Below are 17,575 nucleotides of genomic sequence, written 5' to 3'. Positions count from 1 at the left end.
ATAGATCAGAGATTTTTTACATATTCCTTAAAGCAGTCTCCGCGCTGCTCATAATTATCAAACTGTCCCCAGCTTGCACAGGCAGGAGAAAGAAGAACCGCCTCTCCCGGCTGCGCTTTTTCTGCACAGATCTTTACCGCCTCCTGAAGATCCTCGCAGAGAATACAGGAGCAAACTCCAAGTCTTTCTGCAGCATCCCTGATATTTTCCTTTGTCTGTCCGATCAGAACCAGACTTCTTACCTTGCCGTCAAAGCTGTTCAGCCATTCATCATAGCTGGATCCTTTGTCATAACCGCCTCCGATCAGCCAGGTAGGACGGTTCATTGCCTGGATTCCCTTGATTGCAGCATCCGGATTGGTTCCTTTGGAATCATTGTAATAGACAACTCCGTTCTTTTCTGTCACATACTCGATCCGATGTTCTACTGCTGTAAATTCGCAGATACTTTTTCGGATACTCTCAACAGATACGCCTGCGTAATAAGCCATGGCTGCTGCTGCCATTACGTTTTCGAAATTGTGTTTACCCAGAAGTTTCAGATCTTCTGTTTTTACAAGGAAGATTTCCTGATCCTCTGTTCTCAGAATGATCTGTCCGTCCTCCAGGAAAATTCCTTTTTCCAGTCTTCTTTCGCTGGAAAAATACACGGTCCGGGGTACAATATTTTTTCCAAATTCTCTGAGAACCGGGTCTTCATAGTTCAGAACACACACATCCTCAGCCTTCTGATTTTTTACGATCAGTTCCTTCACACGGATATATTCTTCCATAGTATGATGACGGTTCAGATGATCCTCCGTAATGTTCAGGATCGCGCTGACCTGAGGGGCAAACTTCTCAATCGTCTCAAGCTGAAAGCTGGAAATCTCAGCCACTGTCACAGAGTCCTCTGTCATTTCCAGAGCTTTGGAAGTATAGGGGGTTCCAATGTTTCCAACCACAAAAACAGAATCCTCGGCATCCTGCATAATTTTTCCCAGAAGGGCTGTTGTTGTTGTCTTGCCGTTTGTTCCAGTGATCGCAAGAACTCGTCCTTTCCCTGTGCGGAAAGCAAGCTCAACCTCTCCCCACACCGGAAGTCCCTGCTCATAAAAACCTTTTACCAGAGGAAGATCCGTGGGTACTCCCGGACTTAATACTGCCAGATCAAGATTTTTCTGTACCTCTTCCGGAAGCTCGCCTGCATAGATATCCGTTTCTTTTATGCTGGCTGTCTTATGTAATACTGCTTCTTTGTCCAGATCCGGGTTTCCGTCATACAGAACCGGGCAGGCTCCAACCTGTCCCAGAAGCTCCGCTGCTCCGATCCCGCTTTTTCCGGAACCAAATACCAGAACCCGTTTTCCTTTTAAGTCCATCACTGTTTTCCTCCTTCAATTAAAGCGCCAGGAATGCGATCAGACACATCACAGCGGTTATCACTGAGAACACTGCCACAATCCTTGTTTCCGACCAGCCGCAAAGTTCAAAATGATGATGGATAGGAGCCATTTTGAAGATTCTTTTTCCGTGGGTAGCTTTAAAGTATGTTACCTGGATCATAACAGAAAGTACCTCAACAAAATAAATCAGTCCCACCAGCAAAAGGAATAAAGGCATCTGAAGCACATAGGCTGTTCCGGCCACAAATCCGCCCAGGGCCAGAGATCCGGTATCTCCCATAAAAATCCTGGCAGGATATACATTAAAAAGAAGGAATCCCATCAGACCGCCTACCACTGCACAGGTAATTGGCTCAATCCCGCTTTTTGTTCCAATGGACATCACAGTAAAGAAAACTGCAACGATCAGTGTCACACTGGATGCAAGACCGTCAAGTCCGTCTGTAAAGTTGACGCCGTTTACCGTACCGATCACCGCGATAAACAAAAGGGGCACTGCCAGAACACCAAGGTTCAGATAATGTTCCGGCCAGAACGGAATTTTCATGGTCAGAGAAATATCTGTATAGTTAAGGATATAAAATGCGAAAATACCAGTAACTACAACCTGAAGCAGAAATTTCTGCCATGCAAGAAGACCGTCGGAGCGCTTCAGCACAACTTTCAGGTAGTCGTCAAGAAATCCGATGATTCCAAATCCCAGAGTCAGAAACAGAATCGGAATGACAGCCGGATAATCCTTTACATAAAACAAAGACGTTACAACTGCAGCGATCAGAAATATGATGCCTCCCATGGTAGGAGTTCCTGCCTTTTTCAGATGGGACTGCACGCCCTCCACCCGTTCTGTCTGTCCCATTTTCAGTTTTCTGAGAAACGGGATAATCACAGGTCCCAGAATCAGGCTGATCGCAAAAGAAACCAGAACCGGTATTACAACTTGATAATTCATCTTCACACCTCTTATCATTCTTTCGTTTTTTACATCATAACCAGTATAAGGCTTTTCCGGGAAATTATCAACCCTCAGTAACGACGCTGTCACTGTTCCTTACAGTAATATACTGTTACTCTTCCTGTGCTTTTGGGGAGCCTGTTTTTTCTATTCCAAGATATGGGAGTACATTGTCAAAAATACTGCGCACCACAGGAGCGGCAATGGTCCCTCCATAATAAATCCCCTGGGGATCATGGATGATACAGAGAGCCAGAACCTTTGGCTCCTCTGCCGGAGCAAATCCCAGAAAGGAAGAAATATAGCGGTTTGCGCTTCGGGGAAGGGTCTGTGAAGTGGCTGTTTTTCCTCCAATGGAATAGCCTTCAATGGCAGCGTTTTTTCCGGAGCCTTCAGACACAACTGTTTCCAGTATTTTTCTCACTGTTTCTGATGTTTCAGAGGATATGATCCCGGCTTCTACCGGATATTCCAGTTCTTTTATCTGAGTTCCATCCGCACTCTGGACAGCCGCTCCAAAATGCGGAGTAATCCTGTTTCCACCATTAATAAGGGAACTTACGGTGGTCGCAAGCTGCACCGGTGTAATCTGAAAGGACTGCCCAAAGGCAACTGTTGCCAGTTCCACATTTCCCATATTTTCCATTTTGTGCATAATCGTTCCCGCCTCTCCGGGAAGATCGATCCCGGTCTGTTTCATAAGACCAAACTGTCGAAAATATTTATAATATTTTTCCACTCCAAGGCGCAGTCCCACTTCAATAAATACAGGGTTGCAGGAATTCTGAGCTCCCTCCACAAAATTCTGAGAACCGTGACCTCTTCTGTTGGCGCAGTGTATCCTTCTGTCATCTACCAGCTTATATCCCGGGCAGTAAAATCTGTCATTTAATGACACCACTCCTTCCTGAAGCCCTGCTGCCATAGTAATGATCTTAAAGGTAGAACCAGGTTCATACGTATCATTAAGACATGGATTTCTCCACATCTGATTCAGAAGATCCTGAGCTTTTTTCTGATCCATGGAAGCAGTATCCTGTCCATTATTCAGGACAAACGGTTCATTCAGATTAAACTCCGGAACATTGACGCAGGCATAAATTTCACCATTTTGCGGATTCATCAGAAGAACAGACACCCGTTCTGCCTGTTTTTCCTCCATTACTTTCAGAGCAGCCTGCTGCACGAACTCCTGTATACTGATATCAAGGCTCAGTCTCAGTGTGTTTCCCTTAACCGGTTCTGCTCTCCGTTCTCCAAGACCATTGATCTCAACTCCTCTGGCATCTGTGGTGGTAAGAATTTTTCCGGGAATTCCTTTCAAAATCTCATCATATTCTACTTCCAGTCCAATGATCCCCTGATTGTCCCCTCCTGTAACCCCAAGAACCTTGGACGCCAGAGAATCATAGGGATAGTATCTTTTATAATCTTCATCCACCTTCACCCCGTCAAGCCCTGCCTTTCGAATGGCATCTCCTGTTTCTTTCTCCACATTGGTGCGGATCCGTTCTATGGATGAATTTTTTTCTACTTTTTTCCGCACAGCTTCCTCCGACATATCCAGCTCTGACACCAGAAGCCGTATCACTTTTTCCGGCTCTTTGATCTGACTGTGGATCACGGAAACCGTACACACGGTTTTATTTGCTGCAAGGACTTTTCCTTTTGCATCCAGGATCTCTCCTCTGGCTGCCTTGATATCCCTTTCTCTTTCATGAAGATCTTCAGCTTTTTCATAATAATAATCAGACCGGAATCCCATCAGCCATACAAGCCTTCCCAGAAGTCCCAGCAGCATTGCTCCGCAGCATAAAAAAACAACCCAAACCTTTTTCTTGTGAAAGGTCATGTTTTTTTTCATAAAAATGCCCCACAGAGATTATCACAAAAATATATGATTCATCTCTGCGGGGTATGTTTTTATCTTTCTTTTATTCCAGTCCGGCCTCTTCGTTTGTCAGACCGTCACTTTCCATATCATTTCCCACAATAGGGTCTTCCGAATTTTCCGGCGGCGCCGGGGCTGCCGGATTGGAAACAGCATCTCCCACTGCTTCTCCACTTTCTGAAGCAGGAAGTGTTTCCCCGGAAAAGCTTTCAAGGTTTTCTGACTTGATATACTCTCCGTTGTCGTTCAGCTTTCTTTCTCCGTTTTCATTAAGAAGGTAGCCCTGTTCGTCTACCCGGTTTCCTTCCATATCGATCAGATTTCCCTCTGCATCTACCATATTTCCTTCTTCATCCACGTCACTGCCTGAAACATCTTCCAGCACACCATTAAAGCCATCCCAAAGTTCTGTTTCAGGAACAACGCCGTCTTCTGCTTCATCCGGCTCAATATTCAGATACGGAAGCAGCTCGGAAAGAATTCCCTGTGCAATATACTGAGGATATTTACTGTCTGCCTGATCTTCTGCGTTGGGCTCGTCAATAACCACATATATGATTACCTGGGGTTCTTTTACCGGGGCAAAGGTAATAAAAGAAACCAGATACTTTTTGTTCCCACGGGGATATTTTTCCGCTGTACCTGTTTTACCGCCTGAACTGTATCCCTGCACCTTGGAATGGCGGCTGGTTCCCTCAATTACACTGTCTTCCATATAAGAGCGGATATCTGCGGAAAGCTCAGAAGAAATTGTCTGTTTCAGCAGGATCGGTTCTACTGTTTTTACTGTACTTCCGCTGCTGTCCTGTATTTCTTTTACAAGATGAGGCTGATAATAATAGCCTCCGTTGATAACAGAACTCATAGCGTTGATCTCCTGAAGCATCGTACAGGTATATCCCTGTCCAAATGCGGAGCAGGCAAGCTCAGTTTCTCCCATGGTATCCATGGTATGGATAATTCCCGATCCTTCGTTTGGAAGGTCGATTCCTGTTCTGCTTCCAAAGTTAAAAAGACTCTGCGCTTTAATGAACTGTTCCGCTCCCATCCTTTCTGCGATCTGCATCATTCCGTCATTACAGGAATTGGCGATCACGTGCATCAGATCCTCCGATCCATGAGCATCCGGATAAACTGCGCATTTAATAAATGTATCGTTGTTTGCTCCGAATACCTGTCCGCCATCGCAGACAAAATTGTCATTTTCGGATATACTTCCTTTTTCAAGAGCGCCTGCCATAACAATAGGCTTTACAACAGATCCCGGCTCAAAAGCATCTGTTACGCAGAAATTATTCCACATGGCGTTCAGAGCAGTTACGGTTTCCTCATCATTCATAGCCTTGATCTCTTCCTTTGAATAAAGACTGGAGAGATCTCGCGGGTCATTGAGATCATAGCGGTCCCCGGCATCCATGGCAAGGATTTCTCCCGTATTGGGATTCTGTACAACAACACCAATGTTTTTGGCTCCCATTTTTTTCTTAAAGCCGTTTACATACTTTTCTACAATCTGCTGTACACCTACATCCAACGTGGTAACAATATTTTTTCCATCTACAGGCTCAATAATAGTCTGTTCCACATCTGATTCATTATTAAAATATCCATACTGCCTGCCGTCAGCTCCCATCAGCGTACTGTTATAATAGCTTTCGATACCTACATCAGCCACATCTCTGGCAAGTGTAAAACCAATGGTGTCACAGGCCAGGCTTTTAAAAGGATAGCTTCTCAGATAATCCTCTTCAAACCATACACCCTTGACGTTTTCCCGTTCTGCTTTTTCTGTGGCAGACAAAGGGCTGTCCTCATCTACAGTGATATATGCTTCAAATTCCTTTTTCTTATCCATGGGAAGCTGTTTCAGAAGAATCTGATACTGGCTCTGGCTTGTTCGGCTGTCTGAAAGAAGAGAACGGACTTTTTCTTCATCAATTCCCAGAATTTCCTTCAAAGTACGAATGGTAGGTTCCACGTACTCAGGATCGGAATTTACAGTTTTGCAGTCAAGGATCACATTATAAACCTTGTTGCTGGTAGCCAGGATATTGCCGTTTCTGTCGTAAATATTGCCCCTTCTGGCAGGAAGCACATCATTCTCATATCTCTGCTGCGCCTGGGTCAGCACCTGCTTTTTATATTTGTCACCATTTGTTGCATTAATATAGGTAATTCTTCCCAACAAACAAACTAAAGCCAGCAACACTGCTCCAAACAGTCCTGCCAGCTTTCCTTTCATCTGATGATTTATTTTTTGTCGGGGTTTCCTTCTTCTGGTCCTCCTGTCGTTTCCCAAATTCTCACCTCTTATTTGTCAGGTACATCCTGATACTGTCTCACATAGCTGTTGTTTGACATACTGTATGTTTTTTTCTGATCCTCTCTGGGATAATTCATTCCCAGCCGTCCAATGGCTATTTTTTTGATCCTGTTCAGATCCACGCTGGAATTCACCTGACTTTCATAGGCATTATTCTCTTCCCTCAGTTCACTGAGTTCTGATTCCAGCACTGCCACATTTTTGATCCGGCCTGTAATATCCGCTCTGAGCTGCAGATAATTCACACAGCAAAACAGAACTGCCACAGAGATCACAGCCAGAAAAAAAACAAATCCTCGTCCCATACTCATGGCTTTCTGACGGTTTCTCATTGTTTCTCTGCTGACTGCACGTGCACGGCGCGCCGTTTTTGCTGAAGAAGCTTTGGTAACCTTCCTCTGCCGTCTGTCCTGGTTTCCCCGTACAGCCGGCATATTTCTTTCAGGTACTTCCTGCAGACGTCTTACTGTATTTCCATCCACATACATTCCCCGGGCGTTTCTGACATTTTCTCTGCTTCTTCTGGCCGTCACCGCTCTGTTTGTCCTGTCCATTTTCTATCACTAACTTTCCTTAACATTCACTAAATCTTCCTACTGCTCCACTCTGCGTTCAAATATACGCAGTTTGGCGCTCTTTGATCTGGAATTATCCTCCAGCTCCGCTGCTCCCGGCAGAATCGGTTTCCTGGTGATCACTTTTCCTTTGGACTTCCTGCCGCACACACAGACCGGAAAGTCCGGAGGGCAGGTGCAGGGATTCTCATTTTTGCGGAAAATCGTCTTGACAATCCTGTCTTCAAGAGAATGGAATGTAATGATACAGATTCTTCCTCCGTCTCCCAGCATGTCGATCATTCCATCCAGAGACTCCCTGAGTACGTCCAGTTCTCTGTTCAGTTCGATTCGGACAGCCTGAAAAGTTCTCTTTGCAGGATGTCCCCCCGCTGCCTGAATCTTCATGGGAATCGCACGGCGGATAATTTCCGTCAGCTCTCCCGTAGTCTGTATTGGCTTTTCCTGTCTGGCAGCCACAATATGTTTTGCAATATTTTTCGCAAATTTATCTTCACCGTAATCACGAATGATCCGGTACAGTTCTTTTTCTTCGTAACCATTGATAATATCAGCTGCAGTACGGGTCTGTCTCTGATCCATACGCATGTCAAGAGGCGCGTCTGCCCTGTAGGTGAATCCGCGCTCCTCATTGTCAAGCTGGTAGGAAGATACTCCCAGATCCAGCAATATTCCGTCTACCTGATGAATACCAAGGTTCTTAAGCTCATTTACCATGTAACAATAATTGCTGCGAATGATCGTCACTCTGTCTTCATAGGCAGCCAGCCTTTCACTCGCAGCAATTATTGCATCCTGGTCCTGATCTATTCCAATAAATCTCCCCTTGGCAGAAAGTCTGCTGCACACCTCTACGGCATGCCCTGCACCTCCCAGAGTTCCATCCACGTAGATTCCGTCAGGCTTTACTTTCAAACCTTCAATGGTTTCTTCCAGTAAAACCGATTTGTGTCTGAATTCCATATACGTCTCCTGTGTTGGATTTACTTCCGGCGTAATACTTAAATGATGATACCCATATCCTGCATACCCTCTGCAATACTGTCCATATCATCATAATTACAGTTCTCGCTCCATTTTTCTCTGCTCCAGACTTCAATCCTGTTCAGATTTCCCGTTAAAACCACGTCCTTTTCCAGACCAGCAAACTCCCGAAGCGTCTGAGGCACGAGAATTCTCCCCTGCTTGTCCAGCTCACACATTGTGGCTCCTGCAACAAAGAATCGTGAGAAGGTTCTTGCATTCTTATTTGTAAGTGGTAAGGCTCTGAGTTTTTCTTCAAAGGCTTTCCATTCATCCATAGGATAAACAGAAAGACAACCATCCAGTCCCTTTGTCAGAACGAACTCTTCTCCCAAAAGCTCTCTGAACTTCGCCGGGATGATCAGACGCCCCTTCGCGTCTATTGTATGGTTGTATTCTCCCATGAACATGTAACTCACCTACTCTCGCAAAGTACGATTCTCCCCTTCGTACTTTCCAGCAGAAACGGATGGGTCTGCCATATTCCCTCCATTCACTACCACTATTCACCACTTTCTACCACTTATGAACCCATTCTACCCCATTTACTTTGAAATTACAAGTGGGAATCTCAGGTTTTTTATTTTTTTAAATGAAAAAAAGCCGGATTTTTCCAGCTTTTTTCTCTGATAAAAAGGATTCTCTGACAGGTCTGCCACAGAATCCTTTTTCGTTATTATATGCTTTGAAATTTCTCAATCAGCCTGTCAAGCCTCTGGCTTTCCTTCAGACATTTGGGAAGGTCCTCCCTGTTCCGGATCATTCCGTTCAGCTTTCTCCGACAGTTCTGTATCTTCCGTTTCAGCTTTTTCTGATTCAGCTTCTTCAGTTCTGCTGTCTGATCCGGCTGAGACTCCCTGCTCTGATTTTTCATCCGCTTCTGCATCTTCAGGAACCTCTTTTTCTTCAGTCTCTTTATTTTCTTCTTTGATGTCTGTTCCCATAAATTCATGAGATACATCCTCGTAAGTCTGAATATCATCATAATTCAGAACAGCTCTTTTTTCCTCTCTCCTGCGGGCTCTGTATCTTTCACGTTTTTTTGTCAGGCTTCTGCGGACAGAAGCTGTAACTCCAAACGTAACGGCAAGAACAAGCAGCACACACACCAAAATGGGGATCTCTGTTCCCGGAACAGTTATCGGATCCGGTCGAAGAAATTCTATCCCTGCCCGTCCAAGGCTGTAGCCTGCCAGATATCTTAAAAGGATCTCTCCCGGATATTTCCTGTGTTTTGTGTACAACATAAGAATCAGAAACAGCACAAGACACCAGATACTCTCGTAAAGAAACAGAGGATGCACCTGTATCCAGGAAATACCGTCTGCTTCTGACAAATGGCCGGCCATCAGCTCTGAAATCTGAGCTCTGCTGACCGCATCTGCCGGAATCTGCATAGCCAGAAGGCTGTCCGTATATTCCCCAAAACCTTCCCGGCTAAAAAAGTTTCCCCACACTGCTATTATCTGCGTTGTCAGAAGTCCCATACTGGCAGTATCTGCCATCTGTGCAAAAGAAATTTTTCGGATTTTACAATAAATCGCACCAACCAGGATTCCGCCTAAAATACCGCCGTATATGGACATTCCACCATTTCTGATATCCATAAGCTCCATAACGGATTTTCCTGCAAACATCTCCCGGTTTACTGCCACGTACATAAGTCTTGCGCCCAGCACACCGCCCAGAAAAGCCGGGATCACTGCTTCCAGACAGAGGTTGGGATCCTCTTTTTGTTTTTTTGCCACAAAAATCATTACCGCAAGTCCAAGAAGCATACCTGCTGCTGTCAGAAGCCCGAAAAAAGTAAGCTCAAATCCGAAAACTGAAACGGACTTTCCTACAAAATCAAAATTAATATTCAGATTTGGGAATCGAACTGATGTATTCATACACGCACCTGCTTATACATTGAAACGGAACAGGATCACATCTCCGTCCTGAACCACATATTCCTTTCCTTCCATACGAACCAGACCTTTTTCTCTGGCTCCTGCATAAGAACCACAGTCCAGAAGATCCTGATAATTTACAACCTCTGCTTTGATAAATCCACGCTCAAAATCTGTGTGGATCTTTCCGGCTGCCTGAGGAGCTTTTGTTCCGATCTTAATAGTCCATGCTCTTGTTTCATCCTCTCCTGCAGTCAGGAAGCTCATAAGTCCTAAAAGGCGGTAGCTTGCGCGGACCAGTTTTTCAAGACCGGACTCTGTCAGTCCCAGATCCTCCAGGAACATTTTTCTCTCATCATCATCCAGCTCGGAAATTTCTTCCTCAATTCCTGCACAGATCACAAAAACTTCACTGTTCTGCTGAACGGCATAATCCTTAACAGCCTTTACGTGAGGGTTGGATGCGCCGTCATCTGCCAGCTCGTCCTCTGCCACATTTGCCGCATAGATCACAGGCTTCCAGGTCAGAAGATTGTAAGTTCCCATCCACGCTTCTTCATCCTCTGTTTCCAGTTCCATAGTGATAGCCAGCTTTCCGTCTTCCAGATGAGCCTTTATTTTCTGAAGGAATTCAAGTTCTTTTGCCGCTTCTTTATCCATTCTCGCTGTTTTTGTAACCTTTGCGATTCTTCTTTCCAGAATTTCAAGGTCAGAGAATACAAGCTCCAGATTAATGGTTTCAATATCACGGATAGGATCAATGCTTCCATCTACATGGATTACGTTTGGATCTTCAAAGCAGCGCACCACATGGACAATGGCATCTACCTCACGGATGTTTGCCAGGAACTGGTTTCCCAGACCCTCGCCTTTGGATGCTCCTTTTACAAGTCCTGCAATATCCACAAATTCGATCACTGCCGGAGTTACTTTTTTTGAATGATAAAAATCTCCCAGAAGCTTCAGTCTCTCATCAGGAACTGTTACCACACCTACATTGGGATCAATGGTGCAGAAAGGATAATTGGCAGATTCCGCTCCTGCCTTTGTTAAAGAATTAAAAAGTGTACTCTTGCCTACGTTAGGAAGGCCGACAATTCCAAGCTTCATGTTTTATATTTCCTCCTGAGGTTTTTATTTTTATGATATTTATGTTAATATTCTAAAAAATCATAGGGACTGTATTCTTCATGATTCACAATACAGTCTGAGCCCTGATTCGGTTTAAAGTATACCACATCAGATCTCTGTTTTACAACTATGTTCCTTTTTATATTGGTTGTGTTTTGCGTAAAAGCGCAAAATCCTCCCAATCATAGCCTCTGTATTTAGTCCCTTGTCATAAGCATAAGAAGGATTCCTTTTTCAAATTCTACTACAGCTTCCTCTTCCACAATCTCATTGCTGACCGTAAGGCCGCTGTCAGACGCTGTCAGATAATGGCGATTCAGGGGATATTTAAAGCCTTTAAGAGTAAGTCCAGGTACATCTCCTCCAATGGAAAAAAAAGACACATATTTTCCAAACTGTTCCCACCGTTTCAGAACAGTCCCGCTTTCGATAAGCCTTATATAATTCCAGGGATCTGCCAAAATAATCCGACAGCCTCTTTCCTTTCCCAGAACGAGAAGTCCGAAATTTGCAAGAAGGTGATCTACTCTGTTTCCTGTGGCGCCCAGAATAATAATTTTCTCTGCTCCTCTGTCCATGGCAGCGCAGGCCGCTGACTGGGTATCGGAATCATCCTTTTCCGGTCGAAGCTTTATAATCTCCGTATTTCTAAGGGTTTGCAGAAATTTCTTTCCATTTTCGGAAAGACTGTCAAAATCTCCTACCGCAAGGTCAGGAACAAGTCCTGTTCTCTCAAAAAATTCCAATCCCCTGTCTGCTGCGATCAGAGAAGTATTTTCATCTGTATTTTTTTCCAAAAAACGGAGGGCAAAATCTGTATTGATATTGCCCCCGCTTACAATGACTGCATTTTTCATGATATGTTTTATTCAATCTCTTCTTTAATATGCTGCATTCTTTTTGTAATATTTCTTACATTTGAAGCAAGATCTCCATTAAACACATAAGACCCTGCCACAAGGAGATTGGCTCCGGCCTTCATAACTGTTTCCATGGTTTCATCATTGATTCCGCCGTCAACCTGAATATCAACGTCCGCATGCTCTCTGTCAATCAGTTCGCGAAGCTCCTCAATTTTTTCTGTACACTCGCTGAGATATTTCTGACCGCCAAAGCCTGGCTGCACAGTCATAACAAGAACCATATCCACATCATCGAGAAGATGACTGATATCATTTACCGGAGTTGCCGGCTTAATGGAAACTCCAACCTTCACTCCTGCATCACGGATCAGTTCAATAGCACGTTCCAGATCTTCGCATGCCTCTGCATGTACGGTAATGGAATCTGCTCCGCAGTCTACAAAGTCCTGAATGTAACGTTCCGGGGCAGATACCATCAGATGCACATCAAAAAACATCTTTGATTCTTTCCGGATAGAACGGATCACCGGCATTCCAAAGGATATGCTTGGAACAAAATCTCCATCCATAACGTCAATGTGAAGCCATTTTACTCCTTCCTCTTCCAGAGTCTGTAACTGCTGGCCCAGACGATTAAAATCTGCTGATAAAATTGAGGGACACAAATGATAGTCCATGTAATCAATATCTCCTTTTCTCTTTTAATTCTTCATATAATCCTAAATAGTCCTCATATCTGAGACGACTGATCTCCCCTGCTTCAAGGGCTTCCTTTACACGGCAGCCCGGCTCATGGATATGTCTGCATCCCAGAAATCGGCACTGATCATCGTATTTTCGGAACTCGGGAAAATAATCCTTCAGTTCCTGTTCCTCCATATCTGTAAGATACAGGGAAGAAAATCCCGGCGTATCCATAAGATAGGTGTTTTCTCCTGCAGGAATCACCTGGGAATGGCGGGTCGTATGTTTTCCCCGCTTCAGCTTTCTGCTGATTTCTCCCGTTTCCATCTGAACCTCTTTCTGAAGAAGGTTCGTCAGAGAAGATTTTCCCACACCTGAAGGACCTGCCACCACTGTGGTCTTTCCTTTCAGGATTTTGTATATTTCATCAAGTCCTTCTTCCTTAACAGCGCTGGATAAAAGAACCTGATATCCGCAGCCGGTATAGGTGTCATAAAGATCCCTGATCTCCGTTTCCTCTGCCAGATCCTTTTTGTTGAAGCAGACCACTGCCGGAACACCGGCCTGCTCCATCATAATAAGAAATCTGTCAAGAAGCATAAAGTTCGGTTTCGGATCATCCATGGCAAAAATCACAAATGCCTGATCCACATTTGCCACTGCCGGACGGATCAGAGAATTTTTACGGGGAAGGATCTTTACCAGATTTCCCTCTGCTTTTTCCTGATCCAGAACAGTGATCTCCACATTATCACCTACCAGAGGCTTCTGATTCTCCTTACGAAAAATCCCTCTTGCCCTGCATTCATAAATATTACCGTCTGCTGCATGTACATAGTAAAAACCGGCAATCCCTTTTATGATCTTACCTTCCATGCACTACTCTGCTTTCTCAAAGGTAAGAGGATAAGTTCCAAGCTGCTGATATTCACCATTCACCATTTCAGACACAGAAAGAGTTCCCTCGCTTACTCCCGGGCTTCCTGTTATATCCAGTTTATACGGGAAAGTAAGAGTCTTTCCGTCTACCACTGTAAAGGCCTCGGATTCTCCGTTTACCTCCTGGATCAGCTCCAGACGCAGCGCGCCTCCCTTATAATTCTGAGGAGTATTCAGGCTCTGTGTACATTTCCATACTTCTCCGTTTGCTGCCGCTTTCTGCTGGGCAGCGGTATCTGCGCTTGCCTGTGTTCCCGGATCTGCTGCAGGTTCTGCTTCCGGCGGCTGATTTCCTGAACTTACCACAAGGCTGGCCGGTTCATCCGGATCTGCTGCTGTACCTGCCTCCGGGCTCTGAGAAATAACCTGACCTGCCGGAACATCTGCACTCTGCTGTTTTGTAATATTAATTTCTGTCCATTTACCAAAAGATGTCACCGCATCTTCCTCTGTGGCACCCACAACGTCCGGAACCTCAGCGCCATCTCCCCAGTCTAAGCCTCTGCTGACTGTCAATGTTACTGTGTCTCCTGATTTTGCGGCAGAACCTGCTTCCGGTGAAACAGCCATTACATATCCCGGTTCCACAACAGGATAGCCTGTTCCGTCATCCTCACTATATTCTTTCTGAACGATTACAGTAAGTCCCATATCCTCCAGAGATTTCTGATAAGCATATGCAGTTACTGTTTCATCATACTCCGGAATAGTCAGATCTTCCTGGCCCTTGCTGATAGAATACTTCAGAGTTGTATATGCCTCAACCTTTGTTCCTGCCGGAATATCCTGGGAAGAAATTCTTCCTTTTTCCTGATCGGATGCTTCCTCACCAATCATCTGCTTTCCAAGGTTGACTGCCTCCACAAGAGCTTTCGCCTCTTCCTCTGTCTTTCCTACCAGATCCGGAACCACAACCATTCCTTCATCCTTATTATCCGCCTGCTGTATCTGTCCCGGCTCTTCTGTCTTACTAAAGACGCCTGTATTTTTTACAATAAGGAAGACTCCGCCTGCAAGAACTGCCGCCCCTGCAAGAAGGGCAACTATTGTTACTGCTCTGCTTGTGGTTCTGCGTTTTTTCTTTTTTCTTTTTTCTTTTTCAGCGGCACGTCTGCGCTCATACTCTCTGTCATCATCACCGTCATCATAGTCGGTTTCGTATTCCTCATCCTCAAGCATCTCTACTTCAGGTTTTCTCTGAACAGTTCTGTTTTTCTGAGTGTGTTTGATCTCACCCAGCTCTTCATCTGATATTACAACTGTCTTGGCATCTGTATCCACCACATCATTGAGTTTTACAAAATCTCCCTGAGGATCGATCAGAGAATGTTTCAGATCTGCGATCACATCCTCCATTTTTTCGTAACGGCGTCCTACGCTTTTCTGTGTACACTTGAAAATAATCTGTTCCAGACTGTACGGAAGGTTTTCTGTATAAACGCTTGGAGGAGCCATTTCCTCCTGCAGATGTTTGATCGCAATGGCTACTGTAGTATCTCCGTCAAAAGGAACGCGTCCGGTAACCATTTCATACAGAGTGATTCCCAGTGAATAAATATCAGATTTCTCATCACTGTATCCGCCGCGCACCTGCTCCGGTGAACTGTAATGAACAGATCCCATAACATTGGAGCTGATGGTATTGGAAGAAGCCGCTCTGGCAATACCAAAATCTGTTACCTTCACCTTTCCGTCTGTGGAAATGATAATATTCTGAGGTTTCACATCACGGTGAACAATCCCATGATTGTGAGCTGCCTCCAGTCCCATGGAAACTTGGATCGCAATACTGGTTGCTTCTTTAATGGAAAGCTTTCCTTTTTTTGCAATATATTCCTTCAGGGTAATTCCCTCGATCAGCTCCATGACAATGTAATAAACGCCCTCATCATCACCTACGTCAAATACATTAACAATATTGGGATGTGTCAGACCGGCAGCTGCCTGAGCCTCACTTCTGAATTTCCGGATAAATGTCTTATCCTCCCGAAATTCCGGCTTCAGCACTTTAACCGCAACAAAGCGGTTCAGCTTGTGATCCTTTGCCTTATACACATCAGCCATGCCGCCTGTGCCTATTTTTCCTAAAACCTCATAACGCTCCGCTATGATCATTCCTGCTTTTAACATTTTTCCACCTCATTTGTGAATGGTTCTACTAAAACCACTGCAATGTTGTCTTTACCGCCGTTCTGGTTTGCCTCTCTTAAAAGTTTCTCCCCTTTTTCCGGCAGTTCCTCTGTCTCATTCTGTATGATCTCTTCAATCTTACTGTCCTCAACCATGTTGCTCAACCCGTCAGAACACATCAGGATCGTGCTTCCCGGCTCCAGCTGGAGATCAAAAAAATCAATATCAACAGTTCTTTCCGCTCCCAGCGCTCTTGTGATGATATTTTTATCCGGGTGATTTCTTGCCTCTTCCGGCTTGATCTCGCCCATTCTCACCATTTCCTGCACCAGAGAGTGATCTTTGGTAACCTGGTGAATCTGCCCCTGGATCAGATACAGGCGGCTGTCCCCCACATTTGCCACATATGCATAATGTCCTACAATTGTTGCTACCACAATCGTAGTCCCCATTCCTCTGAGGTCTTCCTCTTCCTGCGCGCGGGTCAGAATTTCCGCATTGGCAGTTTCAATGGCATGACGGATCACCTTGACCGGGTTAAAATCCGCATCTTTCCGAATCTCGTCCACTAATATCTGAACCGCATGAGAAGATGCAAAATCTCCCGCGTTATGACCGCCCATTCCATCAGCAACGACAAACAGATTGGGAAGGTTTCCTACCGGGTCTTTGGACACGAACACATAATCCTGGTTCATTTTCCGCTTCTGCCCCACATCTGTAGCTGAATATACCCTCATGTCACTTCTCACTTTCTGTTTTTTCCATATACCTTTTTCTTAGTTGCCCACAGGCACCGTCTATATCGCTGCCCATTTCCCTTCTAATAGTACCATTAATTCCACATTTTTCAAGATTTATTTTGAAATTCTCCACCGCCTGGCGAGTAGAACGCACAAAAGAACGCTCTCTGACAGGGTTTACAGGGATCAGGTTCACATGGCAGTTCAATCCTTTCAGACGGCCTGCCAGCTCCCTGGCATTTTCTTCGCTGTCATTTACTCCTGCTACCAGGCTGTATTCAAATGTAATTCTCCGTCCTGTTTTATCAAAATAATTCCTGCAGGCCTCCAGAAGCTCATCCATGCTGTATTTCTTTGCAATAGGCATCAGCTCCTGCCTTTTTTCATCATTCGGGGCATGAAGAGATACCGCAAGTGTCATCTGAAACTTCTCTTCTGCCAGCTCGTACATTTTTGGCACAAGTCCACAGGTGGAAACAGTCAGATTCCTCTGGCTGAGATGAAGTCCGCCTTCCTCTGTAAGAATATGGATAAATCTCAAAAGATTATCATAATTATCCAGAGGTTCTCCGGAACCCATAACTACAACATTGGAAACTCTCTCACCTATGGACGCCTGTATCCGATAGATCTGATCCAGCATTTCAGAGGGCAGAAGATTTCTGGCAAGCCCCCCGATGGTGGATGCACAGAATCTGCAGCCCATTCTACAGCCTGCCTGTGAGGAAATACACACAGAGTTTCCATATTTATATTTCATAAGTACACTTTCGATCATATTTCCGTCACTGAGCCGGAACAGATACTTCCGTGTACCGTCAGTTTTTGAAATCTGTACGTCAACTGTTTCCAACGCTGTGATCGGATATGCTTCCAGTTTCTGTTTCAGGCTTTTGGGAAGATTTGTCATCTCTTCCCAGGAAGCTGCCAGATGCTCATGCAGCCAGCTGTAGATCTGTTTTGCCCGGAACGGCTTTTCTCCGATCTCGGTCATCAGGTCCTTCAGCTCTGTCAGTGTCATTGATTTAATATCTGTCATTG

15 protein-coding genes and 1 pseudogene are annotated in these 17,575 nt (G+C 44.9%); all 16 read right to left on the bottom strand.

Translation table 11 applies throughout. The features are described 5' to 3' along the window. Window positions 1-5: 5 nt before the first annotated feature. Window positions 6-1,361: a UDP-N-acetylmuramoyl-L-alanine--D-glutamate ligase gene (murD, locus tag LU279_RS01175; RefSeq protein ID WP_274420193.1), complete on the bottom strand. Its 1,356-nt coding sequence runs from the start codon at window positions 1,359-1,361 to the stop codon at window positions 6-8. Between the two features lie 19 nt (window positions 1,362-1,380). Then, window positions 1,381-2,337 (bottom strand): phospho-N-acetylmuramoyl-pentapeptide-transferase, encoded by a 957-nt coding sequence (mraY, locus tag LU279_RS01170; RefSeq protein ID WP_274420191.1) that lies wholly within the window; start codon window positions 2,335-2,337, stop codon window positions 1,381-1,383. Between the two features lie 115 nt (window positions 2,338-2,452). Further along, window positions 2,453-4,204 (bottom strand): peptidoglycan D,D-transpeptidase FtsI family protein, encoded by a 1,752-nt coding sequence (locus LU279_RS01165; protein WP_274420190.1) that lies wholly within the window; start codon window positions 4,202-4,204, stop codon window positions 2,453-2,455. Between the two features lie 70 nt (window positions 4,205-4,274). After that, a complete protein-coding gene (locus tag LU279_RS01160) occupies window positions 4,275-6,530 on the bottom strand; it encodes a penicillin-binding transpeptidase domain-containing protein (RefSeq protein ID WP_274420189.1) in 2,256 nt (751 codons plus the stop codon). An 11-nt stretch (window positions 6,531-6,541) separates the two neighbouring features. Further along, window positions 6,542-7,108, bottom strand: a complete 567-nt coding sequence (locus LU279_RS01155; RefSeq protein ID WP_274420188.1) for a hypothetical protein — start codon at window positions 7,106-7,108, stop codon at window positions 6,542-6,544. A 39-nt stretch (window positions 7,109-7,147) separates the two neighbouring features. After that, a complete protein-coding gene (rsmH, locus tag LU279_RS01150) occupies window positions 7,148-8,092 on the bottom strand; it encodes a 16S rRNA (cytosine(1402)-N(4))-methyltransferase RsmH (protein ID WP_274420186.1) in 945 nt (314 codons plus the stop codon). A gap of 38 nt (window positions 8,093-8,130) precedes the next feature. Further along, entirely contained in the window at window positions 8,131-8,562 is a 432-nt protein-coding gene (gene mraZ, locus LU279_RS01145; RefSeq protein WP_274420184.1) for a division/cell wall cluster transcriptional repressor MraZ, read from the bottom strand. A gap of 266 nt (window positions 8,563-8,828) precedes the next feature. Next, window positions 8,829-8,915, bottom strand: a complete 87-nt coding sequence (locus LU279_RS13575; RefSeq protein ID WP_442870138.1) for a hypothetical protein — start codon at window positions 8,913-8,915, stop codon at window positions 8,829-8,831. A 316-nt stretch (window positions 8,916-9,231) separates the two neighbouring features. Further along, window positions 9,232-10,044, bottom strand: a pseudogene (gene lgt, locus LU279_RS01140) (prolipoprotein diacylglyceryl transferase); the annotation flags it as partial. 12 nt (window positions 10,045-10,056) lie between these two features. Then, complete coding sequence (gene ychF, locus LU279_RS01135; RefSeq protein ID WP_274420181.1) at window positions 10,057-11,154, bottom strand: redox-regulated ATPase YchF; 1,098 nt, start codon at window positions 11,152-11,154, stop codon at window positions 10,057-10,059. Between the two features lie 218 nt (window positions 11,155-11,372). Beyond that, a complete protein-coding gene (locus tag LU279_RS01130; RefSeq protein ID WP_274420180.1) occupies window positions 11,373-12,032 on the bottom strand; it encodes a thiamine diphosphokinase in 660 nt (219 codons plus the stop codon). A gap of 8 nt (window positions 12,033-12,040) precedes the next feature. Then, the gene (gene rpe / locus LU279_RS01125; RefSeq protein WP_274420178.1) at window positions 12,041-12,715 is read right to left on the bottom strand and encodes a ribulose-phosphate 3-epimerase; all 675 of its coding nucleotides are present in this window, start codon (window positions 12,713-12,715) and stop codon (window positions 12,041-12,043) included. A 4-nt stretch (window positions 12,716-12,719) separates the two neighbouring features. Further along, window positions 12,720-13,598 carry a ribosome small subunit-dependent GTPase A gene (gene rsgA, locus LU279_RS01120; protein WP_274420176.1) on the bottom strand — a complete coding sequence of 293 codons (879 nt, stop codon included), beginning with the start codon at window positions 13,596-13,598 and terminating at the stop codon, window positions 12,720-12,722. Between the two features lie 3 nt (window positions 13,599-13,601). Continuing rightward, on the bottom strand, window positions 13,602-15,791 hold the full coding sequence (pknB, locus tag LU279_RS01115) for a Stk1 family PASTA domain-containing Ser/Thr kinase (RefSeq protein WP_274420175.1): 2,190 nt from the start codon (window positions 15,789-15,791) through the stop codon (window positions 13,602-13,604). Further along, a complete protein-coding gene (locus tag LU279_RS01110; RefSeq protein WP_274420173.1) occupies window positions 15,785-16,531 on the bottom strand; it encodes a Stp1/IreP family PP2C-type Ser/Thr phosphatase in 747 nt (248 codons plus the stop codon). Before LU279_RS01110 ends, pknB begins: the two co-directional genes overlap by 7 nt. A gap of 1 nt (window position 16,532) precedes the next feature. Next, window positions 16,533-17,573, bottom strand: a complete 1,041-nt coding sequence (gene rlmN, locus LU279_RS01105; RefSeq protein ID WP_274420172.1) for a 23S rRNA (adenine(2503)-C(2))-methyltransferase RlmN — start codon at window positions 17,571-17,573, stop codon at window positions 16,533-16,535. Window positions 17,574-17,575: the final 2 nt, after the last annotated feature.

It is taken from the genome of Blautia sp. XA-2221 (assembly GCF_028767025.1).
Lineage (GTDB): Bacteria > Bacillota > Clostridia > Lachnospirales > Lachnospiraceae > Blautia_A.
This window is presented reverse-complemented; position numbering and strand designations above follow the sequence as displayed.